This window comes from Homoserinibacter sp. GY 40078, from assembly GCF_008017545.1.
Classification (GTDB): Bacteria; Actinomycetota; Actinomycetes; order Actinomycetales; family Microbacteriaceae; genus Homoserinibacter.
Map to the genome: position 1 here is coordinate 292,025 of NZ_VRTZ01000001.1, position 24,726 is coordinate 316,750.

23 protein-coding genes and 1 tRNA gene are annotated in these 24,726 nt (G+C 67.3%); 4 read left to right on the plus strand and 20 right to left on the minus strand.

Annotated features, from left to right (window positions below; all coding sequences use genetic code 11):
- Positions 1 to 3 precede the first annotated feature (3 nt).
- The 6 genes from FVQ89_RS01435 to FVQ89_RS01460 form a co-directional block, all read right to left on the minus strand.
- On the minus strand, positions 4 to 1,260 hold the full coding sequence (locus tag FVQ89_RS01435; RefSeq protein ID WP_147900148.1) for a DUF2254 domain-containing protein: 1,257 nt from the start codon (positions 1,258 to 1,260) through the stop codon (positions 4 to 6).
- Between the two features lie 28 nt (positions 1,261 to 1,288).
- Positions 1,289 to 2,389, minus strand: coding sequence for a Gfo/Idh/MocA family protein (locus FVQ89_RS01440; RefSeq protein ID WP_147900149.1), 1,101 nt, complete (start codon positions 2,387 to 2,389; stop codon positions 1,289 to 1,291).
- The gene (locus tag FVQ89_RS01445; protein WP_147900150.1) at positions 2,386 to 3,102 is read right to left on the minus strand and encodes a ThuA domain-containing protein; all 717 of its coding nucleotides are present in this window, start codon (positions 3,100 to 3,102) and stop codon (positions 2,386 to 2,388) included. Before FVQ89_RS01445 ends, FVQ89_RS01440 begins: the two co-directional genes overlap by 4 nt.
- Positions 3,099 to 4,286, minus strand: a complete 1,188-nt coding sequence (locus FVQ89_RS01450) for a Gfo/Idh/MocA family protein (protein ID WP_147900151.1) — start codon at positions 4,284 to 4,286, stop codon at positions 3,099 to 3,101. Before FVQ89_RS01450 ends, FVQ89_RS01445 begins: the two co-directional genes overlap by 4 nt.
- A 67-nt stretch (positions 4,287 to 4,353) precedes the next feature.
- Complete coding sequence (locus FVQ89_RS01455; protein ID WP_147900152.1) at positions 4,354 to 6,030, minus strand: AarF/ABC1/UbiB kinase family protein; 1,677 nt, start codon at positions 6,028 to 6,030, stop codon at positions 4,354 to 4,356.
- 4 nt (positions 6,031 to 6,034) lie between these two features.
- On the minus strand, positions 6,035 to 6,553 hold the full coding sequence (locus FVQ89_RS01460; protein WP_147900153.1) for a PadR family transcriptional regulator: 519 nt from the start codon (positions 6,551 to 6,553) through the stop codon (positions 6,035 to 6,037).
- Positions 6,554 to 6,599: 46 nt separating this feature from the next.
- Here FVQ89_RS01460 and FVQ89_RS01465 point away from each other — a divergent pair, with 46 nt between their 5' ends.
- Both FVQ89_RS01465 and FVQ89_RS01470 read left to right on the plus strand, forming a co-directional pair.
- Entirely contained in the window at positions 6,600 to 6,953 is a 354-nt protein-coding gene (locus tag FVQ89_RS01465; protein ID WP_222706023.1) for a DUF1801 domain-containing protein, read from the plus strand.
- A gap of 152 nt (positions 6,954 to 7,105) precedes the next feature.
- Positions 7,106 to 7,777 carry a DUF3800 domain-containing protein gene (locus FVQ89_RS01470; RefSeq protein WP_147900155.1) on the plus strand — a complete coding sequence of 224 codons (672 nt, stop codon included), beginning with the start codon at positions 7,106 to 7,108 and terminating at the stop codon, positions 7,775 to 7,777.
- A 102-nt stretch (positions 7,778 to 7,879) separates the two neighbouring features.
- Here the strand turns inward: FVQ89_RS01470 and FVQ89_RS01475 are convergent, their stop codons facing one another.
- Positions 7,880 to 8,911 carry an LLM class flavin-dependent oxidoreductase gene (locus FVQ89_RS01475; RefSeq protein ID WP_187264848.1) on the minus strand — a complete coding sequence of 344 codons (1,032 nt, stop codon included), beginning with the start codon at positions 8,909 to 8,911 and terminating at the stop codon, positions 7,880 to 7,882.
- A 110-nt stretch (positions 8,912 to 9,021) separates the two neighbouring features.
- On the opposite strand from FVQ89_RS01475, the gene FVQ89_RS01480 reads away from it, so the two are divergent.
- Positions 9,022 to 9,483: a MarR family winged helix-turn-helix transcriptional regulator gene (locus FVQ89_RS01480; protein ID WP_147900157.1), complete on the plus strand. Its 462-nt coding sequence runs from the start codon at positions 9,022 to 9,024 to the stop codon at positions 9,481 to 9,483.
- A gap of 414 nt (positions 9,484 to 9,897) precedes the next feature.
- Here the strand turns inward: FVQ89_RS01480 and FVQ89_RS01485 are convergent, their stop codons facing one another.
- The 5 genes from FVQ89_RS01485 to FVQ89_RS14350 all read right to left on the minus strand — a co-directional run bounded on the left by FVQ89_RS01485 (position 9,898) and on the right by FVQ89_RS14350 (position 14,601).
- Entirely contained in the window at positions 9,898 to 10,479 is a 582-nt protein-coding gene (locus FVQ89_RS01485; RefSeq protein ID WP_147900158.1) for a Swt1 family HEPN domain-containing protein, read from the minus strand.
- Positions 10,476 to 11,135 (minus strand): DUF5343 domain-containing protein, encoded by a 660-nt coding sequence (locus tag FVQ89_RS01490; protein ID WP_147900159.1) that lies wholly within the window; start codon positions 11,133 to 11,135, stop codon positions 10,476 to 10,478. The genes FVQ89_RS01485 and FVQ89_RS01490 overlap by 4 nt, the downstream gene beginning before the upstream one ends.
- 698 nt (positions 11,136 to 11,833) lie before the next feature.
- On the minus strand, positions 11,834 to 13,507 hold the full coding sequence (locus FVQ89_RS01495) for an AIPR family protein (protein WP_147900160.1): 1,674 nt from the start codon (positions 13,505 to 13,507) through the stop codon (positions 11,834 to 11,836).
- A 792-nt stretch (positions 13,508 to 14,299) separates the two neighbouring features.
- Positions 14,300 to 14,372: transfer RNA gene (locus FVQ89_RS01500), tRNA-Arg, on the minus strand.
- 88 nt (positions 14,373 to 14,460) lie between these two features.
- Positions 14,461 to 14,601 carry a hypothetical protein gene (locus tag FVQ89_RS14350; protein ID WP_187264849.1) on the minus strand — a complete coding sequence of 47 codons (141 nt, stop codon included), beginning with the start codon at positions 14,599 to 14,601 and terminating at the stop codon, positions 14,461 to 14,463.
- Positions 14,602 to 14,697: 96 nt separating this feature from the next.
- Here FVQ89_RS14350 and FVQ89_RS01505 point away from each other — a divergent pair, with 96 nt between their 5' ends.
- Positions 14,698 to 15,204 carry a hypothetical protein gene (locus FVQ89_RS01505; protein ID WP_147900161.1) on the plus strand — a complete coding sequence of 169 codons (507 nt, stop codon included), beginning with the start codon at positions 14,698 to 14,700 and terminating at the stop codon, positions 15,202 to 15,204.
- A gap of 36 nt (positions 15,205 to 15,240) precedes the next feature.
- On the opposite strand, the gene FVQ89_RS01510 is transcribed toward FVQ89_RS01505, so the two are convergent.
- From FVQ89_RS01510 to FVQ89_RS01545, 8 genes are all read right to left on the minus strand, one after another.
- Positions 15,241 to 16,080, minus strand: coding sequence for an NAD(P)-dependent oxidoreductase (locus tag FVQ89_RS01510; protein ID WP_147900162.1), 840 nt, complete (start codon positions 16,078 to 16,080; stop codon positions 15,241 to 15,243).
- A 10-nt stretch (positions 16,081 to 16,090) separates the two neighbouring features.
- Positions 16,091 to 17,026 carry a BadF/BadG/BcrA/BcrD ATPase family protein gene (locus tag FVQ89_RS01515; RefSeq protein WP_147900163.1) on the minus strand — a complete coding sequence of 312 codons (936 nt, stop codon included), beginning with the start codon at positions 17,024 to 17,026 and terminating at the stop codon, positions 16,091 to 16,093.
- Positions 17,026 to 17,949 carry a 1,4-beta-xylanase gene (locus FVQ89_RS01520; RefSeq protein WP_147901438.1) on the minus strand — a complete coding sequence of 308 codons (924 nt, stop codon included), beginning with the start codon at positions 17,947 to 17,949 and terminating at the stop codon, positions 17,026 to 17,028. The genes FVQ89_RS01515 and FVQ89_RS01520 overlap by 1 nt, the downstream gene beginning before the upstream one ends.
- 44 nt (positions 17,950 to 17,993) lie before the next feature.
- Complete coding sequence (locus tag FVQ89_RS01525; RefSeq protein WP_147900164.1) at positions 17,994 to 20,447, minus strand: glycoside hydrolase family 2 protein; 2,454 nt, start codon at positions 20,445 to 20,447, stop codon at positions 17,994 to 17,996.
- The gene (locus FVQ89_RS01530; RefSeq protein WP_147900165.1) at positions 20,444 to 21,289 is read right to left on the minus strand and encodes a carbohydrate ABC transporter permease; all 846 of its coding nucleotides are present in this window, start codon (positions 21,287 to 21,289) and stop codon (positions 20,444 to 20,446) included. The genes FVQ89_RS01525 and FVQ89_RS01530 overlap by 4 nt, the downstream gene beginning before the upstream one ends.
- Positions 21,286 to 22,233 carry a carbohydrate ABC transporter permease gene (locus FVQ89_RS01535; protein ID WP_147900166.1) on the minus strand — a complete coding sequence of 316 codons (948 nt, stop codon included), beginning with the start codon at positions 22,231 to 22,233 and terminating at the stop codon, positions 21,286 to 21,288. The genes FVQ89_RS01530 and FVQ89_RS01535 overlap by 4 nt, the downstream gene beginning before the upstream one ends.
- Positions 22,233 to 23,555: an ABC transporter substrate-binding protein gene (locus FVQ89_RS01540; protein ID WP_147900167.1), complete on the minus strand. Its 1,323-nt coding sequence runs from the start codon at positions 23,553 to 23,555 to the stop codon at positions 22,233 to 22,235. Before FVQ89_RS01540 ends, FVQ89_RS01535 begins: the two co-directional genes overlap by 1 nt.
- 105 nt (positions 23,556 to 23,660) lie before the next feature.
- Complete coding sequence (locus FVQ89_RS01545) at positions 23,661 to 24,695, minus strand: LacI family DNA-binding transcriptional regulator (RefSeq protein WP_255513348.1); 1,035 nt, start codon at positions 24,693 to 24,695, stop codon at positions 23,661 to 23,663.
- Between the last annotated feature and the right edge of the window lie 31 nt (positions 24,696 to 24,726).

Genomic DNA, 24,726 nt, shown 5'->3' on the forward strand with positions numbered 1-24,726 from the left:
GACTCAGCCCCGCGGCAGGCGTCGTTCTGCGGCGCGCTTCGCGGCCCGCCGCAGCTGACGGAGGTCCTCCGGGTCGTCGAGCGCACGCTCGGCGCGGGAGAGTGCCGAGGCCGAGGCCGCGCGCAACGTGCGCGACCGCGCCGGATCGGCGACCGCCACGAGCGCCCCGAGAGTCCGCTGCAGCCGCAGTCCGACCTCCACGAGGCGGGCCCCGTCGCGCGAGATCGGCCGGAAGGCATCCTCGATGAGGTCGGAGAACTCGGGCGCGGGAGCACGAACCCGTTCGGTCCGCGGCTCCTCTGGCCCGCCGGCCGTGAGCATCGCGGTGAGCACACGGTCGAGTGCCGCGAGGATCTGAATCGCGGTGCCCGGATCGTTCACGGCGGGAGACAGCGCGCGGCTGCCGATCTCGGACAGCGCGATCAGCCCGAGCCTCGGGTCTTGCTCGTAGGTGCGAGTCGCCTCGATGCGGAAGGTCCCGCGGACCGCGTCGAGCACGGAGTCGTCGGCATCCCCCTCGACGTGCGCGAGTACCGTGTCGCGGTCGGCTCCCGAACCCGGGAGCACCTGCACGTGGACCACGAGATCCTTCGTCTCGCACAGGTGGATGAGGTCCGAGATCTCGACGTGCGTGACGTAGCCGGTCGCCGTGGAGACCACCGGTCGCGCGGAACTCGGCACGGGCACCGGCGGCGACGCCCCGAGGTGCGGATGTGCGGCGTGGTCGCGGATCGCCGTCGTCGCCGCCTCCTCCACGCGCTCGATGACATCGGCCATCCGTCCGAACGAGCCGAGGTGCGAGATCCAGCGCAGCAGCGTGACCACGACCGCGGCGATGACCGCGAGCGTGCCGAGGTAGAGCACCGTGCGACCGCGCTCGCCGTAGTAGTCGGTGGAGAGCGCGACGATCGCGACGATCGCGAACACGAACGAGCCGAGGAAGCTCGAAAGGGCGTTCTGCGAGGTGCGGTCCTCGACGAGCAGCTGGGTCGCACGCGGGGTCGCAATGGTCGCCGCGGAGGAGTACGCCGCGACCATCGCGGTCAGCGAGAACGTCGTGACCGCGAGCATGGAGCTGGCGAGGATCTGCAGGATCGAGGCGACCGAGTCCTGCCCGATGTCGAACGCGAGGGCGTCGGGCAGCCACGGGCCGAGGAACCCGGCGACCAGTGCGAGCGCGACCGCCGCCACGGTGAAGACGGATGCGCGGAACCAGATCCTGCGCACCAGCCTGGCCAGGAACACCCGCCATCCGCTCATGCTCGCCCCCTTCGTCGTGCGTTCGAGGCTACAGAGTGGCGGCGGTGGGGTCCCAGTCCTCGGACATGAGCGGCGCCTGCTCGATCGTGCTCTGCACCTCGACCGCCGTGCGGGACGCGGCGGCCTCGCCGAGCGAGAGCATGACGTCCTGCACATGGAAGGCGAGGGCGCCGGACGCCCGCTCGGGCCGATCCGCGCGGATCGCCCGCGCCAGCTCGAGCACGCCGGTGCCACGCCCCGGATTCGCCGCCACCGGCAGTGTGACGGGCTCGCCGCCCCACGGGAACACCTCGGTGTCGCCGTCGAAGCCGTTCGGGTCGGGGAGGAGCATCGCACCCGCGTCGCCGAGCACCTCGAGCACCGGTGCGTACGGCAGGGCGCTGTCGAAGCTGAACTCGACCGTCGCGGTCGCCCCTCCGGCGAACTCGAGCAGGCCCGAGATCTGGGTGTCGACCTCGACCGTCAGCACGGTGCCCTGGCGCGGCCCCGACCCGATGACGCGCTCAGCACGAGCGCGCGTCGCCGTGGCCTGCACGCGGGTCACCGCCCCGAGCGCCTGCACGAGGGCCGTGAGGAAGTACGGACCCATGTCGAGCAGCGGGCCGCCGCCCGGCTGGTAGTAGAAGTCCGGGTTCGGATGCCACGTCTCGTGACCGGGGCTGCGGAACACCGCGCGCGCCGAGACGGGCCTTCCGATCCGGCCCGCATCGATCGCGCGGAGTGCGGTCTGGATGCCGCGGCCGAGCACGGTGTCCGGTGCGCTCGCGATCCGCAGTTCGAGCTCCGCGGCCCGGTCGAGCAGCCTCCTGCCACCTTCGCGATCGAGCGCGAACGGCTTCTCGGCCCAGACATGCTTGCCCGCGTCGAGGATCTGCAGCCCGACCGGCACATGCGCGGCGGGCACCGTGAGGTTCACGACGATCTCGATCGCGTCGTCGGCGAGCAGCTGCTCCACCGTGCCGAATCCGGCGACGCCCCACTTCTCGGCCTGCGCCCGCGCGCGATCGAGCGCGAGGTCGGCGACGAAGCGCACGTCGAGGTCGGGGAAGGTCGTCATCCAGGTCAGGTACTGCTCGCTGATGACGCCCGCGCCGATGATGCCGACGCCGACGCGACCCGAGCCACTCACGCGGCATCCCTCCCGTCGCGCGCGGCCCACAGCAGCCCCCGGCGGATGATCGAGTTCACGTTCGGATCCTCGAGGATCTCGACCCGGTGCCCCGGCGTCGAGACGAAGACGCGGCCCGCGCCCCACATCCGGGTCCAGATCGCGGGCGAAGTGATCGGCCGGTGCCACGGATGGTACGGCTGCACGGGGTGGGTGGTCGTCGCGAGCACGTCGTTGAGGTCGTCGTGCAGCACCCAGTACTGCTCGGTCACGAGATCGAAGTCGTCGATACCCGCCATGATCTCGTGGCTGCGACCGAGCTCGGTGAGCTCGACCGTGTACGGCAGGTAGTTGTCGGCCTGCTCGCCGTGCAGCTGGTCGGGCGCCTTCGAGGGATGCACTGCGAACTGGCCCCCGATCAGCTGCAAGTACGCCTCGCTGTTGCGGTACGAGTCGGCGATGCCGCCGTGCCATCCGGCCATGCCGGTGCCGCCCTGCTCGATGGCGCGGCGGAGTCCCGCGAGCGCCTCCGGCGAGATGGTCGACATCGTCACGAGCTGGAGCACGAGGTCCGTCTCGTCCATGACCGCCTCATCGGCGTAGATCTCGTTGGACTCCTCGACCCGCACCGCGAAGCCGTTCTCCTCGAGGAAGGGGATGAACAGCTCGGTCGCCTCGACGGGCTGGTGGCCGTCCCATCCCCCGCGGACGACGAGCGCCTTCCGCTCGCTCATCGGGCGGCCTCCACCTGGGTGAGACGGCTCTCGTCGCCGGCGCTCGCCTCGACCGCGGCGAGCACGCGCTGCACCTGCGCGGCGTCGTCGAACGTCGGATGCGTTCCGCCTCCCGCGGCGATCCCCCGCACGAGGTCCACCACCTCGTGCACGAAGGTGTGCTCGTAGCCGAGGCCGTGCCCCGCCGGCCACCATGCATCGAGATAGGGATGCTCGGGCTCGGTCACCTGGATGCGGCGGAACCCCTGCAGACCCGCCTCGTCGGCGGCGTCGTAGAACTCCAGCTCGTTCATGCGCTCGAAGTCGAACGCGATCGACCCGGTGGATCCGTTGATCTCGACGCGGTTCGCGTTCAGGCGGCCGAGCGCCATGCGGGTCGCCTCGAAGACGCCGAGGGCGCCGTTGTCGAAGGTGGCGGTCCAGGCCGCGGCGTCGTCGACGGTGACCGGACCGCGCGGCTGATCCTCCACGCCTCGCCCGCCGAGTCCTGAGCTCTCGCCGAGCACGGGACGCGTGGGGACGAAGGTGCGCAGCTGCGCCGAGACCGCCGTGATGACCGACGCGCTCACCCACTGCGAGGTGTCGATGATGTGGGCGCCGATGTCGCCGAGCGCGCCCGATCCCGCCTTCTCCTTGTCGAGCCGCCAGGTGAGCGGGGCGTCCGGATCGCTGATCCAGTCCTGCAGGTACTGAGCTCGCACGTGGCGGATCTCGCCCAGCCGACCCTCGGCGACGATCCGCTGCATGAGCGCGATCGCGGGGGTGCGTCGGTAGCTGAATCCGCACATCGCGAGCACGCCGAGTTCCGCCGCGTCACGTGCCGCCGCGGCCATCAGCTCCGCTTCGGCGACCGTGTTGGCGAGCGGCTTCTCGCAGAGCACGTGCTTGCCCGCGGCGAGCGCGGCGAGGGCGATCTCGGCGTGGCTGTCGCCAGGGGTGCAGATGTCGATCACGTCGATGTCGTCGCGCTCGACGACATCACGCCAATCCGTCACCGCCTCCCGCCATCCCTGCTGTCGGGCTGTGGCTTCGGTGCGCTCCGGGTCGCGGCCGACGATGACCGCCATCTCGGGCTCACGCGGCAGCTCGAACATGCGCGGGGCCACCCGCCAGGCCTGTGAGTGCGCGCGGCCCATGAATGCGGTGCCGATGAGGGCGACGCGAAGCGGTGCGGGTGTCGACATGGGTCTTCTCCTCGTCGAGAGAGCGGTTGACCGCACCAGCCTAGTTCGTTCGAGACGACAACAAATGCTAGCGGCGGCGCATCGTGAGCGCGACGTGGATCAGCGGCACGACGGAGGCCGCCATGAGGGTCCAGCCCCACACCTCATCCGAGCGCACCAGCAGCACTCCGCTGAAGAGCATCGCCGCGAAGACGACCGCCGAGACGAGGCGGCCGAGCAGGCGCTCAAGCGACGACAGGCGCCGCTCCACCCCCGGCGCTCGGACGGCGAGCTGCCCGCGGTCGATACGGGTGACGAGCTCGTCGAACCGCTGCGGCAGGCGCGCCATAGTGGTGGCGTAGCCGACGGCACGGCGGCCGAGCTCGCGCACGTCGCGGGTCGAGTTGCTCAGCACGGATCGCGCGAACGGGTCGACCGCATCCCACATGTTGAACTCGCGGTTGAGCGCGCTCGTCACGCCCGAGATAAGCGAGATGGTGCGGATCAGCAACAGGAAGTTCTCGGGCAGCTGGAACGGCAGCGAGCGGATGGTGTCGCCGAACTGGCGCGCGAAGGCCTCCAGCTCGCGCGGGTCGAGGTCGCGCAGCTCGGCGACACCCATTCCGCCGAAGCGGTCGAACGAGGCCGTCATGGCGCGCTCGAGCTCTTCGGTGTCGGCTCCCGGCAGCAGCACGCCGAGCCGCTCCAGCGCGGCGATGAGGGCACGCCCGTCGCGGGCGACGACGGCGAGGATGAAGTCGCGCAAGCCCGCGCGCAGCGAGTCCGAGATCTCGCCCATCATCCCGAAGTCGACGTAGGTGAGGCGCCACGGGTCGCCCGCCGCCTTCCCGGGCGTGACGAAGATATTGCCCGGGTGCGGGTCGGCGTGGAAGAACCCCGTCACGAAGATCTGCTGGAACGTCGCGCGGGCGAGTTCCTGGGCGACGGCGGCCGGGTCGATGCCCGCAGCCTCCAGCGCGGGGACGTCCGTGATCTTGATCGCGGTGACGTCCGAGAGCGTGAGCACCCGCAACGAGGTGCGCTCCCACACCACGACCGGGATGCGGATGCGGGAATCGCCCGCGAAGTCCGCGGCGAAGCGCTCGGCGTTGCCCGCCTCGTGGAGGTAGTCGATCTCGGCGAGGCTCGTGGCGGCGAACTCCTCGACGAGCGCGGGCGCATCCACCCGAGAGGAGACGAGCCGCACACGGGTGAGCCAGCGCCCCACTCGGCGCAGCGCCGCGAGGTCGACGGCGACGATCTCCTCGATGCCGGGCCTCTGCACCTTGACCACCACATCCGCGAACCCGACCTCACCGGCGATCGCCGGCGACAGGCGAGCCCGGTGCGCTTGACCGAGCGAGGCGGCGGCGATGGGCTCCGGATCGAACACCGCGAACGCGAGATCGAGCGGGATGCCGAGCTCGGCCTCCGCTTGCGCACGGATGCGGTCGAACGGCTCCGCGGCGACCTCGTCTTGCAGCCCTTCGAGTTCGCTCGTGATCTCGGGCGGGAGCACGTCGAGGCGGGACGACATGAACTGGCCCATCTTGATCATGAGCCCGCCGAGGTCGACGGCGAGGTCGTGAAAGCGTCGCGCCAGCCGCTGGAGTCGGGCGGTCTGGCCGCGCGCCGCGAACCGGCGGAGGCCGATGCGCGGCAGCACGAACTCGAACCACCACGCCTGCACGAACGCGCGCGCGGCGAACCGCATGATGCGGCGGTAGCGGGCGCGCAGCGGCGCGGATACGCCGGGCTGCGGCATGCGGTCAGTCCTCGGCGAGGATGGCGTAGAGCTTGCGGCGCGCCTCGTCGACGATCGCGACGGCGCGCTCGTTCTGCTCGGCGGTGCCGTGCTGCGCCACCTGCGACGCGGCCTGGGCGAGCTTCATCCCCGCCTTCGGCAGAGCCAGTCCGCGCTCGGCACGCGCCCGCCCAGACTCGGCCTCGTCAGGCGCGTCGACGGCCTCCGCCGCCTCACGCCCGGCGTCCGTGAGCGAGTACACCTTGCGCTCGCCGGCTTGCGTCGCCTCGACGAGCCCCTCGTCGACCAGCAGTTGCAGCGTCGGGTACACGGTGCCGGCGCCGGGCGACAACACCCCCGAGGTGCGGGCCTCGATGGCCCGGATCACCTCGTAACCGCTCAGCGGCCCCGCAAGCAGCTCCACGAGGATCGCGGAGCGGATATCGCCCGGCCCGCCGCGACGCCCGACCGCCGACGCGACGGTCTCGCGGAGGCCGTCCAGGGTCTCCCAGATGTCGAACCCGTTCGAAGCTGACGCACGCATGTCGGAATCCTCTCGACGATGCAGTCACCATACGCCGCGCGCCTGGGTGTCGGTCGAGATCGCCGAACTGCTCTCCGCCGAGATCGACCGCGGGCTTCCGGAGGCGGCCAACAGGGTGTGGCACGGGCATCCGGTCTGGTTTCTCGACGGGAACCCGATCGTCGGCTACCACCGCCTGAAGGATGCGATGCGCCTCATGTTCTGGAGTGGGCAGTCGTTCGATGAGCCCGGGCTCCGGGCGGAGGGCTCGTTCCAGGCGGCCGAGGCGCGCTACACCGACGTGTCGGAGGTCGACGTGGAGGCGCTGCGCCGCTGGATCGCGAAGTCCCGCGAAATCCAGTGGGACTACGAGCACATCCGCCAGGCGCGCGGCGTGCTGCAGAAGCGCACCGCGTTCTGAGGGCCCGCTCCCACCCGAGGGATCGCGAAGCGACCGACCCGGGCGTCGGAGGCCGTGGTGGAGTAACATGAAATTCGGCTGGTCTTCATGACCCGGGCCCACATCATGGCGGGGGAAGTCCCCCGCCATCTTGTTTTTCGGCAGAGGAACGCGTGTCGACTCTCAGCATCTTCGTGGATGAGTCCGGGGACTTCGGTGATTCCGCTGACGGCTACTACGTTCTTGCATTCGTCGTCCACGAACAGCACCACCCGCTCGACCCCCACCTCCAAACCCTCGACCGGCAACTACGCGAGATCGGACTTGAGGGGCACGCAGTCCACAGCGGCGCGGCAATCCGAGGTGAAGCCGAGTACCGCTACATGGCGTGGGAGCAACGCAAGGGCGCCTTCACGCGAATGCACGCCTTCGTTCGACGCGCGCCGATCCTCTACTACTCACTTACTCTCAAACGGCGTGACCATCCGCAGCGGTTCTCGCTCGAGGGCGCGATCGCCCGGGGCATAGGTACTTTCCTGCAGGACCGAACCGAGTACTTTCGCGCGTTCGACGAAGTCGTCGTGTACTACGACAACGGCCAGGCCGAGATAACGCGGATCCTGAATACGGTGATGAACGCCTACTTCCTACAGGTTGAGTTCAGGCGGATGCAGCCGGCCGACTACCGACTATTTCAAGCCGCCGACCTTGCGTGCACGCTCGAGTTGCTCCGAGCCAAAGACGAAGACGGGGTGCTCACAAGGTCCGATCTCTTCTTTTTCGAATCGGCCAGAAAGCTGCGCAAGGACTACGTCAAGCCCTTCGACTCGAAGCGCCTCGCATAAGCAGTTCGTACCCGCTACCCCGCGACGAGCTCATCCAGCAGGCGACGGCAGCCCAACCCGGCACTCAGTTGCGCAACAGGGGAGACGCGGCCCGCAGTCTGCTCAGACGCTGCCGGACGCGACCGCGGGGGCGCTCCACCCGAGCTCGTCGCCGATCGCGCGAACCGCCTCCAGCTGGCGGGCGTTGAACTCCACACCGAGCTGGTTGGGGACGGTCAGCAGCACCATGTCGGCCGCCTGGAGCGCGACATCGGCGCGCAGCTGGTCGACGAGTTGCTCGGGCGGTCCGGCGAACTGCGGTCCGAATCGCGACGTGATGCCCTCGATCTGGCCGACGCCCTCGCGTCCGCGGTTGTGACCGAACACGGCCGCCGAGAGGTCGTCGACGATCGGGGTGATGCTCCGCGACACCGACACCTGCGGCGCCCACGACCATCCGGCATCCCGCCATGCGGCCCGGAAGCCCTCGATCTGCTCGAGCTGCAGCTCGTCGAACGGCAGGCCCTTCTCGTCCATGATCAGGGTGGAGCTCATCAGCTGCAGACCCTGGCTCGCGGCCCACACGGCGGTGTCGAGGTTGCCGGCTCCCCACCACACCCGCTCGCGGAGGGTTGCGGACTGCGGGGTGATGGGAAGCTTCCCGGATCGGCCGAACATCGGGTTCGGGTCGGCGATGGGTTCACCCTCGATCGCGCGCAGGAACAGGTCGGTGTGCTCGCGGGCCATCTCGGCGTCGGTCTGGTCCTCTCGGGGAACATGCCCGAAGTAGCGGTAGCCGCGGTCGGCGTGCTCGGGTGAACCGCGGCTCACCCCCAACTGCAGTCGTTCTCCGGAGAGCAGGTCGAGCTCGGCCGCCTCCTCCGCGAGGTAGAGCGGGTTCTCGTAGCGCATGTCGATGACGCCGGTCCCGAACTCGAGACGCGTCGTCTTCGCGGCGATCGTCGACAGCAGCGGGAACGGCGACATCTGCTGGTCGGCGTAGTGGTGGATTCGGAAGTACGCCCCGTCGATCCCGATCTCTTCAGCGGCGACCGCGAGCTCGACCGACTGGACGAGCGAATCCTTCGCGGAACGCACCTGCGAGCCCGCTCCGGAGCTCCAATACCCGAACGACAGGAAGCCCAGCTTCTTCACGATGACACCTTCTTCTCCGCTCGATCCCCGAGCGATCTACTTGATCATTCAAGTTGACCATACGCCTCATCTACTTGAACCGTCAAGTTGGAGATGGGACGATCTATCCCATGACCACTCACGCCCGGCTGGACCCCGACGAGAACGACGCATGGATGAACCTGCTCGCGCTCGTGGAGTACCTCCCCGGCCTCCTGGACCAGCAGCTCAAGCGCGACGCCAACCTGGGCCGATTCGAGTACGCCGTGCTGCTCATGCTCACGCGCGCCCCCGACCGCACCCGCACGATGCTCGAGCTCAGCGCCGTCACGTTCGGATCCCTCTCGCGGCTCTCGCACACCGTCACCCGACTGGAGAATCGTGGCCTCGTGACCCGCACCCGCAACGGCAGCAACCGCTACGTCGCCCTCACGTCCGAGGGCCGCGCCGCATTCGCGGCCGCAGTCCCCGGGCACCTTGCCGAGATCCGCCGGCTCGTGCTCGACCACCTCCCCGACGGAGGCTCAGCACGCCTCGCGGAGCTGCTCACGCCGGTTGTCGACCACCTGCGGGAGATCGCGCCTCGCACGTGAGCAAATGCGAGTCGCGTTGATTTCGCCCTACCGAGCAACTAATCCGAAGGGCATCATCCGATCGAGCGCAAGCTCTCTGATGTCCTGGGACAGCCATCGCGCCAAGGCCAAGTTGATAGTAGACCGCCCTGCTGTAGCTACCCATCGAGCGTGTCACCGCACCGGACGGCGACGTTTGGTATGCGCTGTGGACTGGGTAGTCCGGCGGAAGAGCGGGCATCCGCTCATCCGTCGGCCAACTTGGAATCGGCGTAGCAACGCAATGCACGTATGGGCTAGCGACGCGGCCGCGGCGGCGTACCAGCAACTCTGGCCAGCAATGATGGGCGCGAACTTCTGTTGGCCTGAGCGCATCCAGTTAACCGCGTACCGTGCCCGTTTCAGCGCTCGCGCGCGTGTGACTGCGGAATATGTCTAGCCGACCTGGCGAACCCAGTCGCGCAAGTACAGGGTGATGCGACCGACCTCGTGCGCTTCAAGCAGATTGTTGTGAGCGACGATGTTTCGGCTCTTCTCCAACTCGTCAAACCGGCTTACAACCCAGTTGATGTCTGGAAACAGGTCCTCGAAGTGCTCCCAGTTGTTCTGAATCAGCGAGGCCAAGTCTCCGAAGTCTGTGTAATAGATCTCGGTGGCACCTCTTCGCATATGCCACCTGTCGCGTCCTTCACTCTTTTGGCGCCCTTCGACTTTACCCTTCAACTTGATGCTCGCTGCTTGATCCCACCACTCGGGTCCCAGCTTTTCGGCGAGGCGTTCGCTCACCACCTCGCGAGCCGAGTTCTCGAAAACGTGGAAGGCAAGATACGCAGGAAGAGCCTTCATGGCTGACGCGCGAAGGTCAGCAGAAAAGTCCTCCAACGGCATGACACGCTGAAGGGCGTGCGGATCGGTCGAAGCCCTAACGGCAATCCCGTCCGATTCAAGGTCGTTGAGCGCTGCCTCGACCGTTAGCCCCTTGAAGAGCCACTCGCGAAGGGACGAGACGTCGCTCACATCAACTCCGCTTTGAGCGCCTGGAAGATCGCGCGATACACCGCAACGTCTGAGCTCGGCGGGAGGTGAATATGGATGTCGTGATGAAGTCGCAGGAGGCCGGAACCCGCCACGTCGTCCGCGCGGAATTCAGCGCCAGGGCCATCCCCTCGTCGCTGGTCCCCCAGTGGGTCAATCGAATTCTCAGCGGAGGCCGCCGCGTCGGCGGCCGCGGTCCAGTCTGCTTTGTCGCTTAACGCCTTAAACGTTGAGGCTGTCTTCTTTGCTACCGCGTCACCCGCTCCAGTGACGCTCTTGACGATTGCTCCGACCTGAGATACTGACTTCTCGTTGACCTTCTGGTCAGCCATGAACAGGTCGGCCCAACCCTCGCGGAGTCCCACAGCAAGCACTTGGCCTCCGTGCTCTCCCTTGAAGTCGTTATAGCGCTGCGTCGGAGTGGAGTCTGCCGAGATAAACCCGAGGGTTCGCAGTACTTTGATCATGGCGCGATCGTTTGAGGAGCTGAAGCCGAGCGTGCTCTTCAAGAAGTCGTGCGTGAACTTCGGAGGGGTACCGGCCCCCTTGATCTTCTCGAGAATGCTGCCCACGTTTACGACAGAGGGCATGTAGGGCATTTCTGCGGGCAACTCTGCTCCTGATCGTCCCTCGGACACGGTGCAGTCATCATGGCAGCGAGCGACCACCCGGTCTAGTGGGCGGCTAGTCATCTCACAGTGCGCTCCCGGATGCCGGTTCACCGCGTAGTTGGCCCCTATGCCGTGGAACCGGCGGCCGTTCGCCGTCGGCAGACCCCATCGAGATTGGCTGCGATCCAGCCGTATGACCCTGCGCGCGAAACCAGGCGTCGTATCCGGGCAACGACAGCAGGAGACATTTGAGTGTCAACAAGATCCCGCCGTTGTTGACGGCGGTGATAGCGGCGACCGCAAGACTGGGCGCCCTCGTCGTGTTGGTGAATGTTGCGCGACGCATGCGGATGACTTTTTTGGACGGACGAATGCCCTTGACCGATCGGTTGGACGCCTTCTTCAAGCGCACTGCCATCTCGGGCGCTGCGTAGATCCACATCGCCAGGCTCGGTCGACACTCAACTCCAGTTCGGAGACCCCGGGCTCGCCAGCCAAGGAGATCGCGGCTGCGATCGACGAGTCTGCGGATCAAGGGAGTCTGAATATTGCCCCTCCGTTCTCGGAAGTACTCGCAGACGTCAACATGCGCGCATAGCGATCTCCGACTTCCTCCAGCGCCAAGCCCCGGCCGGGCGCCGACTAGGCGAGACCTCCCAACATCCATGCAGGTGGCCAGCCTGCTCAAGCTTGAAGTGTCGCCGCGTCGTCTCGGCAGGTCCGCTCTACGACGGGTCCCATCCGTTGAACGATTCGGCCTTACCACGCGCGACGTCTTTCTCGTAGCTCGCGAGGACCCGCCCGGCAAGGTCAGTCGATTGGTTGGGGCTCTTCAAGATCGACTTGTAATCGAACTCCCCTTCAGACGCTTCGTAACTGAGATCGACAACGACGGTTTTCAGGATCTCCCCACACTTCGTCAGGAAGTCGGCCATTTGCGCCTCCGTGAGGAGCGAGGGGGCAGCAACGTACTGTTTGGTCGCCTCGTTCGCGCGGAGGATTCGCGCCAAGACGTAGAGGACGAAGTATCGCGTCAGCGTATAGGAGCCCATGGGCTTGTTTTTGAGGCCCGGGAGGGCAGCATCGACAGTCTGGACCAGTCGATGGACGAAAACGACCCGACTGGCCGTAACTTCCGGACGGCCGAAGATGTCCGCATACTTCTCGTCGAAGACTTTGTAGACCTGGTGGGCGAGCCAAGGTTCCTTCAGATCAAAGGCAAGAAGCGCCCTTCCGACCTCATCGTTGGTGATCACCGTGGTGCCTGGAGGCGCTACCTCGCCTCGCTTGATCTCGAAGAAGTGGCTTCCCGGTGCCGAGTCCATTTCCTTCTGAAGTCGAAGCATGATCGCGTGGTTGGAGCGGAGGTCACGCGGTCTGATCGCGTTCTGGTTGTTGCTGTTGTGCGTGATGGTCTTCGCGAGCTCTTCGTCCTGCACCATGATGACTCGAACTATCACTCGAAGGTCATCCGTCAGTTTGGCCTTGGTTGCGTAGAAGCTCGTGAGGCTTTGAGCGCCGTTGACAACCGAGTAGTTTTTGATGGTCAGTTCGCCGACAACGGAGTCGTCAACCTCGGCGCAAAGGATGATGATTCCGTTGTGGAAGAGCACAAAGTCGCCGTGCGAGGACTTCTCCGCGATCGACTGCCTGATCGACTTGTTCACGGCTGTGTTCCCAAGCGTGTATCGCACGTTGGCGCGGAACAGCGTGCCGTCCGAGATGCCGTCCATGTGGACCAGCTGAAGGGCGCGGGCAGGGAACACATACATTGAGGTCGCACTTTTACCGGCGCCGGATTGCATTGCCATCGGTGCGACGTACGAGGTGTCGAAGGTGAACGACTGCTTCTGACCCTCGGTCGCGTCGATGTCGATCACTTTGGAAGCGATCTCGGCTCGATCAAAGATGCGCAGGGCGGGGGTGATGTTGGCGTACTCGATTGAGTCTGCGTTGTTGGATTCATTCGTCACGTAGATGCCAACCAACGCGTAACCGTTGCTGACCATCTCAGCCACACCGGTGCGAACAACGAGTCGCTTGAGGTCGACATCGGCGTTGCCTGCGAGCAGGGAAGCTACCTTGTCGACCTGATCGAACTGCTGAACGGACGCTATGAAGTTTTTGGGTCCGACATCCCCCACTTTGCCGTTGGGGGCCTGCTTGATCTTCGACTGGAAGAAGTGAATTTCCTCGTTATTGTGGTCAATGAAGATCCCGTCGATGCCCTTATCGTTCCCGTGATCGCAAATGGCGTCGCGGGCCTCGGTGTCTTCGAGCCGGTAGACATTCCGGAGGAACCAGTTGAGAAATGCTGCGGACTCTCCGAGTCCTGTTCGCTCCTCGATTGGTTTCAGGAGCACTTTGAGGGCGGCGTACTCAAGATCGCTTGCTTCCATGAAGAGCACGTTACCGGCGTCTCACATTTCCCGGTATCCGGAAACTCGACCCGCTCAAAGTCGGCACTTCCGCCAGGCCGCTTTGGCTTATTCGAGACTTGCGCCGTTGGGAGAAGTTGGGGGCAGCCGCTCGGCCGCGGTACTGAAACTCGGCCCCCACCTGGCCAGATCTATTCATCCGGTAGATGAGAAAGACCCGAGGCTTTCGTCAAGGCGATGGTGCGCATCGTTCGCGTCCAACTCTCGAGCGGGTCTCGAATCGGCGGTCCAGAGCCTCGTTGGTCCGTACCTGACGGCCCCGCGCAGACGCATCCTCACCTCGCACGATTAGCCCCGGCGCGGGTGCCGACAACCCGGGACGCCAGAAGTCCGGGATTGAACATGAGCGCCTCGGGACCTAAGAGGCCTGACCAACCAGTCGCCCGATCAGGGCCCACATAGTGCGCCCGGAGGCGTCTGGGCGCGGGACCCAGGTCGCGAGTGATGCGCCGCTCATGAGTCGGGACATGGATCACACTCGGCCGGGTGTCGAAGCATGATGTGATCGTATTGAAGGTCGTCTCGGGGTAGCCGTCCACGGCGGAAGCGGCGAAGTAGCTGTGACTCCCCACGCGTCAGGTTCATCGGCTCGTCGCCGCTACCGTGACGGCGGGCTCGACCGGTGGAACCGGCGCCATAGAGCTGCGGCATCGCAACACAGCAAAAGAAAGCCGCCGACCGATGGCCTGCGGCTTCTCGAAGAAGAGACATCTCGCGGCCCAGCCGAGACTTATGTCCCGATTCATCGCAGTGTGCGCCCGGAGGGATTCGAACCCCCAACCTTCTGATCCGTAGTCAGATGCTCTATCCGTTGAGCTACGGGCGCGCGGTCGACAAGAAGTCAACCTGACGACTATATCAGGGCGACAGACGACCTCCGGACACCCGAAATCCGGAGGTCGTCCTCCCTGAGCTCAGTCGCCGTCCAGCGCCGCGAACGGATCGAACGGCACCTCGTACTCGCCGAACTCCGACCACCGCATGCCGAAGTCGCCGAAGATATCGGCACTTCGCGCCCCCTCGAAACCGGACCCCTCATCCGTGTGCATCGCCACCTCCACACCATTGATCCTGGCGACGACCACAATGTCTCGCGAGGGGATTGACACGGACCCCGAAGATGAGGCAGCGTCCGCTTCGGAGGTGGCGGCATGACGGATGAGAACTCCCTCGACACCCGCGAGATCCGGGCGGCGCGACTCAAGGAGCGCATCTACGTGACGTTCGTGGCGCTCGCGGTGGTGCTCTCGCTCCGCGCCCACGGCTCCGAAGTGCAGGAAGCTTTCGTGACCCTCGCGGTGACGGTGCTCGGCACCGTGCTCGCGGTCTTCGTCGCCGACCTCACCTCGCACATCGTCGTGCACGAGCGCGGCCCGACGGCACACGAGGTGCGGGTCGTCCTCGTGTCGAGCTTCGGCGCGATCACGAGCGTCTTCCTCACGTTCGTGTTCCTCGGCGTCTCGGCGATCGGACTCTGGCCGGTCGAGACCGCGCTGACCGCCGCGATGATCGCGCTCATCGCATCCCTCGTGCTCAGCGGATGGGTGGCCGTGCGGCACCTGCCCCTCACCTGGTGGCAGCGTCTCGTGGCTCTCGGAGGCGAAGCCCTGCTCGGCCTCGCCGTGATCGGGCTGCAGCTCACCGCCCACGGCGGCTGAGCGGCGCGCCAGCCCGGAGGCGCAGCTCCCGCCCGCTCAGTCGCGCCAGCTGTGCTTCGGGTCGTAGCCGAGCACGGCCCGGGCACGGTCGATCGACAGCAGCGTCTCGTGCTCGCCGAGCGAGCGCCGCACCGCGACCTCGGGGAAGAACTCCTGCATGAGCGACGCGCTCGAACGCTCCATCACGGTGTCGGCCGCCGCGATGATGAACCGGTCGAACCCGGGCGCCGCACCCCGCAGCGCGAGGTCGATCGCCTGGGCGCCGTCGCGGGCGTCGATGTAGCCCCACAGGTTCCACTTGCGCGACGCCGGGTCGCTCTGGAACGCCTCGAACCCGGCGTAGTCATCCGGCACCATCACGTTCGAGAACCGCAGCGCGGTGATCGAGAGCTGCGGATCCCACCGCACGAGCTTGCGCCCCAGCTCCTCTTCGAGGTGCTTCGTGAGCGAATACATGCTCTCGGGGCGCGTGTCGTATTCCTCGTCGACCGGCGCGTACGGCGGCGGCACATCGAACGGCAGCCCGAGCACCGTCTCGCTCGACGCGGTGACGATCCGCCGGATGCCGGCGCGGCGGGCCGCCTGCATCACGTGGAAGGTGCCGAGCATGTTGTTGTGGAAGGTGGCGACGTCGGTCTCGAGACCCGGCGCCGGCACCGCCCCGAGATGCACGACCCCGTCGAGACCGCGGTGCCGCTCGTCGATCCCGGCGAGCGCATCCGCCACCGAGCCGTAGTCGGTGAGGTCGATGCGGGTGAAGCCCTCGCGTCGGGCCCCCACGATGTCGAGGGCGATGACGTCGTGGCCGGCCGCGGTCAGCTCCTCCTCGACGACGCTGCCCAGCTTGCCGTTTGCTCCGGTCAGTGCGATGCGCATCCGACCAGTGTCACACCTCGGGGGCGATCGACACCGACGCGAGCGCCGCGAGAGGGTGTTCGGCGGGGAGCCCGGCGAGCGCGACCGCGCCATCGAGGCCGGTGCCGTGCGGAGCCTCCATCCGGAGCCCGGGGTGCACCGCACGCACGGTCTCCTCGAAGGCCTCCCGTACATGTTGCCCACGGAATACGCCCCCGATCGCGCTCACGAGCGGCTCGGCCACCGGCTGCCCGCCCATCGCCCGACGCAACGCCGTGATGGCCGCGAGGCCGAGCTCCTGGGCGGCTGCCCGGCAGATGCCCGCGGCGACCTCGTCGTGCTCGGCGTGCGCGGCCACCGCCTCCGCGAACCAGGCGACGATGCTCACCTTCGCGGGGTCGCTCTGCAGCTGCACGTAGGCGTCTTCGAGGTCGGGCCAGCGGTCGCGCACCACGGAGGTGAGCGAGGTCTCGGGCCCGCGCCCGTCATGTGCGCGCATCACCGCGTCGAGCGCCTCGCGACCGATCCAGTAGCCGCTCCCCGCGTCGCCCATGATGTAGCCCCAGCCGTCGACGCGCGCGCTTCCGGCAGGGCCCACCGCGAGGGTCACCACGCCCGTGCCGGCCGCGACCACGACGCCGTGGGCGTCGCCGAGGGTGCCGAGGTAGGAGGTGATGGAGTCGTGCGCGAGCAGCACACGTTGCGGCGCCTCCGCCGCGAGCAGGTGCCGCAGCGCGGTCGCATCGAACTCGGCGCTCGTGAGGCCGGAGGTGCCGACGGCGAGAGTGCCGATCGCGCGCCCCGCGGCAACGTCGCGTGCGGCGGCGGCGAGCTGCGGCAGCAGCAGCTCATCGGTGCGCACGCCGGGGAACAGGCGCTCCTCCGTGCCGCCCGGCGAGACGAGACGTGCCTTGATGCCGGTCTGGCCCGCATCCAGCGCGAGGACGACGGATGCGGCGGTGGTCATCAATGGCTCTCCCTGCTCCATTCGCGATACTGCTCGGCCATGAACGTGCCGGCCGGTTTCCCGTAGGGACAATAGTCGTCGTTCTGAGCGGCAGCCTGCTCAGGGTACAGGTGGGCCGGCCAGTCCCAGAGCATGAGCCCGCGCACCCACGGCCGGGCACGCACGGCGCGGAACATCTCCTCGAAGTACCGCAGCTGCTCGGTCACCGAGGGGCCGCCGGGGAGCGACCAGTCGTTGGGCCGCGCGGGCGAGCCGTCACGCGAGGGGCACCCCGCCTCCATGAAGAAGAAGGGCTTGCCCGACGTCGCGACGACCCGCTCGATGCGATCGAGCTCGCGCTCCCACGAATCGATCGGGTAGTAGCCGCTCGAGCTGATGACGTCCACCGCGTCCCACCAGCGGACGCGATCCTCCTGGTACTTGTCGCAGTTGTAGGTGACGAGCCCCGTGTAGATCTCGCGAACATCCGCGATCAGGGCACGCCAGTGGTCCTCCTGCGCGTCGGCACGCACCATCTCGCATCCGACGCAGAGCATCGCGCAGCCCTCCTGCTCGGCGATCTGCGCCGCATGCAGGATGAACCGGCGGTACGAGGCGAACCACTCGCCCCAGCTCGGCTCGCCCGGAACGTCCTCGTCGAAGAATCCGATGTGCGCACGCCACGTGCCGTCGGCCACGTTCACCACGGGCTTCAGGCAGACGGTAAGCCCGAGGTCGTGCGCGCGTCGGATGGCGCCCACGATCTCGTCGTCACCGACTGTCGGGGCGAGGTCGGAGCGGATCTCGGTCGAGATGATGTGCTCCTGCAAGGCGGCGTAGGCGAGGGCCGTCCACGTGACGCCGTGGTCTGCCATCAGGCGCATCGACTCCTCGGCCTCCGGCGTGGCCCACGTTCCTCGCGTGCCGACCCAGCCCCACGTCATCCCGCAGACGGGGTCACCCCGGAAGCGCTGCGCGTCGAACGCGGTCACGGGGCGACGCCCGCGACGAGCTGGTTCGCGGTGCGCAGCACGCGCGGGTCGGCGAACGCCTCCGCGTCGGCACCCGCGGCACCCCGCACGTGGAACGTCGCGCTCTCGCCGGGCAGCAGGGTCACGAGCCCGGCATCGACCTCGGCGTCCGGGCTCACCCGGTCGACGAGCAACGTGAGGTCGCGCAGCAGCGTCTCGGCGACGACGGTCACCGCGAGGGAGTCGCCGTCGGCGGCGACGCTCACCCGCGCAACGGGCTCGGGGAGCGCGGTGGCTCGGGCGGGCAGCAGGAAGCGCACCCCGCGCACACCCCCCAGCGTCGCGGTCAGCAGCTCGGCCGTCGGGTCCTCGGGATCCGCCACCGCGGGCGGCACCGACACGGAGAGGCTCGCACGCGGCGGGACCTCCACCGCCTCGTGTACCTCCGCGAGAACCGCGCCGTCGAAGCCGCGGCGGGCGAGGATCAGCTCACCCGTCCACGCCTCGGCGGTGTCGTTGCCGATCACCGCGACGAGACCGGATTCGCGCGGCTGGATCGAGAGCACTCGCGGTGCGAAGGCCGCCGCGAGCGCGTGCCGCAACGGCTTCGCCCGACCGTCACCGTCGATCGCCGCCCACGAGGTCACCGGCCAGCAGTCGTTCAACTGCCAGACGATCGCACCGGAGGTGCGGGGCGCATGCGAGCGGAAGTGGTCGAGCGCAAAGCCGACCGCGTTCGCCTGGTTGAGCTGCATCGCCCAGTGCCAGTCCTCGGTGGTACGCGGCACGCGGTAGTGCGGCAGGAGACCGTCGACGAGCTTCTGGTTGCCGTCGATCGCCTTCTGGTGCACGAGCATCCCCGGGGATTCCGGCGTGAGCGGATCGTCGGAGAGCGAGCGCGTGAGCGTGGACCACGCCGGCGGCCCCTGCCATCCGAACTCGGCGACGAACCGCGGCGCGTGCTCGAGGTAGTTCGTCCACGGTTCGCGGTTCCACTGCTCCCAGAGGTGAGTCGTGCCGCTCGTCTCGTCGTTGGGGTGCAGACCCTCATCGGGGCTGAACGGGCTTCCCGGCGAATACGGCACGTGCGAGGCGAGCTCCGCGATGATCTCGGGGAACGCCTCGTAGTAGTAGTAGGCGCCCCAGGTGGCCCCGTCGAGGCGGGTCTTCCAGCCCCAGTCCTCGTAGCCCCAGAGGTTCTCGTTGTTGCCGGTGAGGAGCACGAGGGAGGCGTGATGCGCGAGGCGCACCACGTTGTCGCGCGCCTCCGCCACGATCTCGGATCGGATCGGCTCCTCCTCCGGGTAGGCGGCGCACGCCATCAGGAAGTCCTGCCAGGTGAGCAGCCCGAGCTCGTCCGCGAGGTCGTAGAACGTGTCGTCCTCGAAGATGCCGCCGCCCCACACCCGCACGAGGTTGACGCCCGCGTCGCGCGCCTGCGTCAGCCGTCGCGCGTACCGCACGCGGTCGACCCGGGGGAACAGCGCGTCGTCGGGGATCCAGTTGACGCCCTTCACCCACACCGGCTGGTCGTTCACGATGAGCTGGAACGGCGAGCCGTCAGCATCCGGCTCGGTGTCCCACCGGACCGTGCGGAACCCGACCCGGCGCTGCGTCTCGTCGAGCACCGTGTCGCCGTCGCGAAGTCTCACCAGGACGTCCGACAGAGGCTGCTCTCCGTAGCCCACGGGCCACCAACGCTCGACCTCGTCGAGCTCGACCCGCACGGTCGCGCGGTCGGCACCCGCCGGGATGATCACCTCGTGCGTCGTGCCGCCGACCTCGAGCTCGAGCGACAGCTCGTGCGGAGCGGCGACATCGAGCACCGCGGCGACCTCGACGGATCCGCCGGCACCCTCCGCGATCGCGGCAACGCGGGTCTCGGCAAGACGCGCCGTCGACCACGCCTCGAGCCGCACCGACCGCCACACTCCGCTGGTCGCGGTGGCGATCCCCCAGTCCCAGCCGAAGGAGCACGCCGACTTGCGGATCGCCTCGAAGGGAACGGGGTAGGGCCTCGGCCGCGGTCCGAGCGTCATGCTCTGCGCGTCGGCGTAGCGGACGGGGCTGCGGAACGCGACCTCGAGCTCGGCGCCATCCGCACCGATCAGTCCGGTCACGTCAACCCGGTGACGGCGATGCTGGTTGGCGACCGCCGCCACGACCCGCCCGTCGAGGCGCACCTCGGCGACGGTGTCGAGGCCGTCGAAGGCCAGCTCGAGCCGTTCGGCCGCGAGCTCCTCCGCCGTCGGCACCACCCGCACCCGGTAGCTCCAGTCGACGAGCCCGATCCAGGCGAGCGCCGACTCGTTGTCGTCGAGATAGGGGTCGGGGATCAGCTCGGCATCGAGGAGCGCCTGGTGCACGACCCCGGGCACGACGGCCGGGATCTCCCGATCCGCGACGGAGGCAGGCGCGGGCCCGGATGCGGCACGCACAGTCCACCCCTCGTGCAAGTCACGTGCGATCACTTCACGGCCCCCTGAACGAGGCCACGGTAGATGAAGCGCTGGAGGAACACGAACGCGATGAGCGTCGGGATGATCACGAGCACGGTGCCCGCGGCGATGATCTCCCAGTGCGCGCCGAACGGACCCTTGAAGCGGAACAGCGAGGTCGAGATGGTGCCCTGCGACGGCCAATACAGGAACGGCAGGTAGAACTCGTTGTAGATCGCGATTCCCTTCACGATGACGACGGTGGCGATCGCCGGCCGCAGCAGCGGCAGGATCACCCGCCAGTAGATGGTCCAGCGGTTGGCGCCGTCGATCATCGCGGCCTCGTCGAGCGAGGTCGGGATCGACTGCATGAACTGGATGAAGATGTAGATCGAGATGATGTCGGTGCCCATGAACAGGAGGATGAGCGCCGCCATCGAGTTGTAGAGGCCGAGTCCGTTGATGATCTGGAACGTGGCCACCTGGCTCGTGACGCCGGGGATGAGCGTCGCCACGAGGAACAGACCGACGATGAGCGGCTTCCCGCGGAAGTTGAAGCGGTCGATGGCGTACGCGGCCATCGTTCCGATCACGATCGTGCCGGCGAGCGAGAACAACAGGATGATGCTCGTGTTGATGAAGCCCTCGACCATCCCGCCCTTCTGGAACGCCTCGACGTAGTTGTCGAAGTTGAACCAGCTGGCGGGCAGGTCGAAGGGACCCGTCTGGCCGAACTCGGTCGAGGTCTTGAAGCTCGCGAGCACCAGCACCGAGAGCGGCACGAGGGTGATCACGACCGCCACGACGAGCGACACGTACTTGACCGTGGTCGAGGCGGCCGAGCCGACCCGACTACGCGAGAGCGCGGTGCTCATGACAGCTCGACTTTCTCGTCGGGGAAGATCTTGCGTTGGATGAAGGTGACGACGAGCACGATCGCCAGCAGCACGATGGCCATCGCCGAGGCGAGCCCGACCTGACGGAAGCTGAAGGCGGTCTGCAGTGTCTGGATCACGAAGGTCGAGGTGCCGTTCGCACCGCCCGTCATGATGAACGGGATCTCGAAGACCGAGAGGCTTCCGGCGATCGCGAGGATGAACGAGAGCCCGATGATCCGGCGGATGCCCGGGAACGTGAGCGCCCAGAACTGCTGCCAGCGGTTGGCTCCGTCGATCTCGGCCGCCTCGTAGAGCTCACCCGGGATCGACTGGATCGCCCCGAGGAACAGTACGAAGTTGAGACCGGTGTAGCGCCAGACGCTCGTCGCCGCGAGGGAGTAGTTCGCGATGTCGGGGTCGCCGAGCCACTGCGGCGGGTCCGAGAGCCCGACCCACGCGAGCACCGTGTCGAGAGTGCCGCCCGGCTGGAAGAGGTAGAGGAAGACGAACCCGATCGCCACACCGTTGATGAGGTACGGGAAGAACAGGACCCCGCGGAAGAAGTTCGAGAACCGGGTGCGGTAGCTGAGCAGAGCCGCGAAGTACAGGGCGATCGCCATCTGCACGAAGGAGCCCGCGAAGTAGTACAGGCTCACCCCGAAGACCCCGAAGATCTGCGGGTTGGTGAACACCTGCACGTAGTTGTCGATCCCGACGAAGTTCTTCTCGAGATCGAGACCGTCCCAGTCGGTGAGGGAGTACCACAGCATGTTCGCGGCCGGGAGGTAGGTCAGCAACAGGAGCAGACCGACGGCCACGAGGAGGAACAGGTAGGGAGTCAGTCGAGCGAAGACCCCCCGCCCGGCGGGGACCCCGGAGTGGGATCCCCGCCGGCCGCGGCGCCGAGGCGCGCGCGGGGTGCTCTGGGTGATGGCGACCATCAGCCCTGCTGTGCGCGGGCGTCGGCCCAGCGCGAGTTGAGCTCGGCGAAGTACGAGTCCTTGTCGCCGTCGGCTGCGCCGCGGGCGATGTCGACAAGCTTCTGCCGGTAGATGTTGCCCCAGATGTCGATCTGGGCCGTGTCGGCGATGTTGCCGAACAACGACTCCTCGCCGGAAGGCGCGGGGTTCAGTTCGAGCAGCTCAACGCCGTTGTCGGTGAGCCCTGCCAGGTTGTCGGGGAGCGGGTCGGCGAGCAGCGCCGAGACCATGCCCTGCGTGGCGGTGAACCCGGAGTCCTCGAGGAGGAAGTCGATCCACGCCTTGGCGGCCGCCTTCACCTTCGAGTGCTTGTTGATGGCCAGGTTGTAGTCACCGCCGACGACCGCGTACTGCGTGCCGTCCGAGGTGGTGGCGGGGAAGGTCATGTAGCCGACGACGCTCGGGTCGACCCCGTTGTCGGTGGCGGCTCCCTGCATCTGCGAGATGGCCCACGATCCGAGTGCCATCACGCCGATCTTGCCGGTGGCGAAGTCGACCTTCGACTGCTCCCAGTTCGTGGTGAGCGGGTCCTCTTCGGTGTAGCCGTCGTGCACCGCGTCATAGATCAGCGAGTCGATCGCGTAGATGTCGGTGCCCTCGGTCCACGGAGCGTCGTTGCCGGTCATGGCGTTCTGCGCGTCCGCGTCGCCCGTGATCGCGCCGATGTTGCCCGACCACTGGCTGAGCGGCCAGCCGTCCTTGTAGTTCGTGTACAGCGGGATCGCGTCGGTGTTGGCCTTGATGGCAGCGAGCGCGTCGAGGAAGGCATCCTCGGTGGCCGGAACCTCGGTCACCCCGGCGTCCGCGAACACCTGGGTGTTGTAGACGAGACCGTTGGCGTTGCCGCCGAGCGCGAGTCCGTACTGGACGCCCTCGTAGCTCTTCGCCGAGAGGAACCGGTAGGTGTCGGCGAGGTCGTCGGTCTGGCCGAGCGGCTCGAAGAAGTCGGCGAACTGGTCGGGCTGAACGCTGTTGGGCAGTCCGAGCACGTCGCCGTAGTTGGTGGTCGAGAGCCGGGTCTTCAGCTCTCCCTCGTAGTCGGTGATGCCTTCGAACTTCACCGTGGCATCCGGGTACTTCTCGTGGAACGCGGCCGCGTACTCATCGAAGGTGCCGTCCTGGATGAGGTCGGTTCGCCAGGTGACGAACGTGACCTCGCCGGTGACGTCGCCGTCGATCGAGTTGCTGCTCGAATCGGTTCCTCCACCGCTGGCGCAGGACGTCAGCAGAATTGCCGCCGTCGCCGCGCCCGCGACGAGCCCGAAGGCTGTGCGTCGTGACATGCGAATACTCCTTTGTATTGGGACCCCTGGTGCCCGGCGCAGCTATGTACCACTCCGATGGGGTTGGGAACACCGTACGAACTAAAGCGCTTTAAGTAAAGCGCTTTATCTTGGAGATTTTGTCGAACCTCGCACCACGAGCCGCGGCGTCGAATCCAGGAAGGATCCCGGAGAGCCGCCTTCCACGACGTCGAAGAGGCGTCGCGCCGCGTGCGAGCCGAACTCCACGACGTCGTGACTGAGAGCCGTCAGCTTCGGAAACGTATGCTCGCACAGCACCGAGTCATCCCACGCGATGATCGATACATCCGAGGGCACATCGACCCCGAGCTCCATCGCCACGGTGAGGCCGGCGACGGCCATGACGTCGTTGTCGTAGATGATCGCCGTCGGCGGCTCGGGCGCTCCGAGCGCGGCACGCGTCGCGCGCTCCCCCTCGATAGGCGTGTAGTCGGTGCGCAACATGACGCCCGAGATGCCGAGCGCCTGGGTCTCGTCGGCGAAGGCGTTGTCGCGGATGCTGGTGTGCGCCAGCCCGCCGAGACCCGACACACGCGCGATCCGGCGATGCCCCAGCTCGGCGAGATGACGCACGGCCTCCCTCATCGAGGAGTCGTCGTCGGTCCACACGCACGTGAGGCCCTGCGCGACGCTCGGGTCGCCGACGACGACCGCGGGCATCCCCGACTCGCGCACGAACGCCGCACAGGCGTCGCCGACCGTGAGGTCGGTGAGGATGACGCCATCCACGCGGCGCGTGCGATGCCACTTGTGGAGCGTTGCGAGCGCGTCGGCGGGCGATGCGACCACCTGCAGCAGCAGGCTGTAGCCCCTGCGCGAGAGCTCGACCTCGAGGCCCGCGAAGAACTCCATGTAGAACGACTCGACGCCGAGGTTGCGCGGGTCGCGCGCCAGCACCAGCCCGAAGGTCTCGGTTCTCGCCTCGGCGAGCGAGCGAGCCGCGTTCGAGGGCGCCCATCCGAGTTCGTCGGCGACCATCAGGATGCGGGCACGGGTCGACTCGGAGACTCCCTTGCGCCCATTGAGAGCAAACGACACGGCGCCGATCGAGACGCCCGCGCGCTCGGCGATGTCGTTGATCGTCACCCGACCCGTCGACCCCCGCCGCGAACTGCTCACGAGGGAACCATATCCGCGGTCGAGGGCAGCG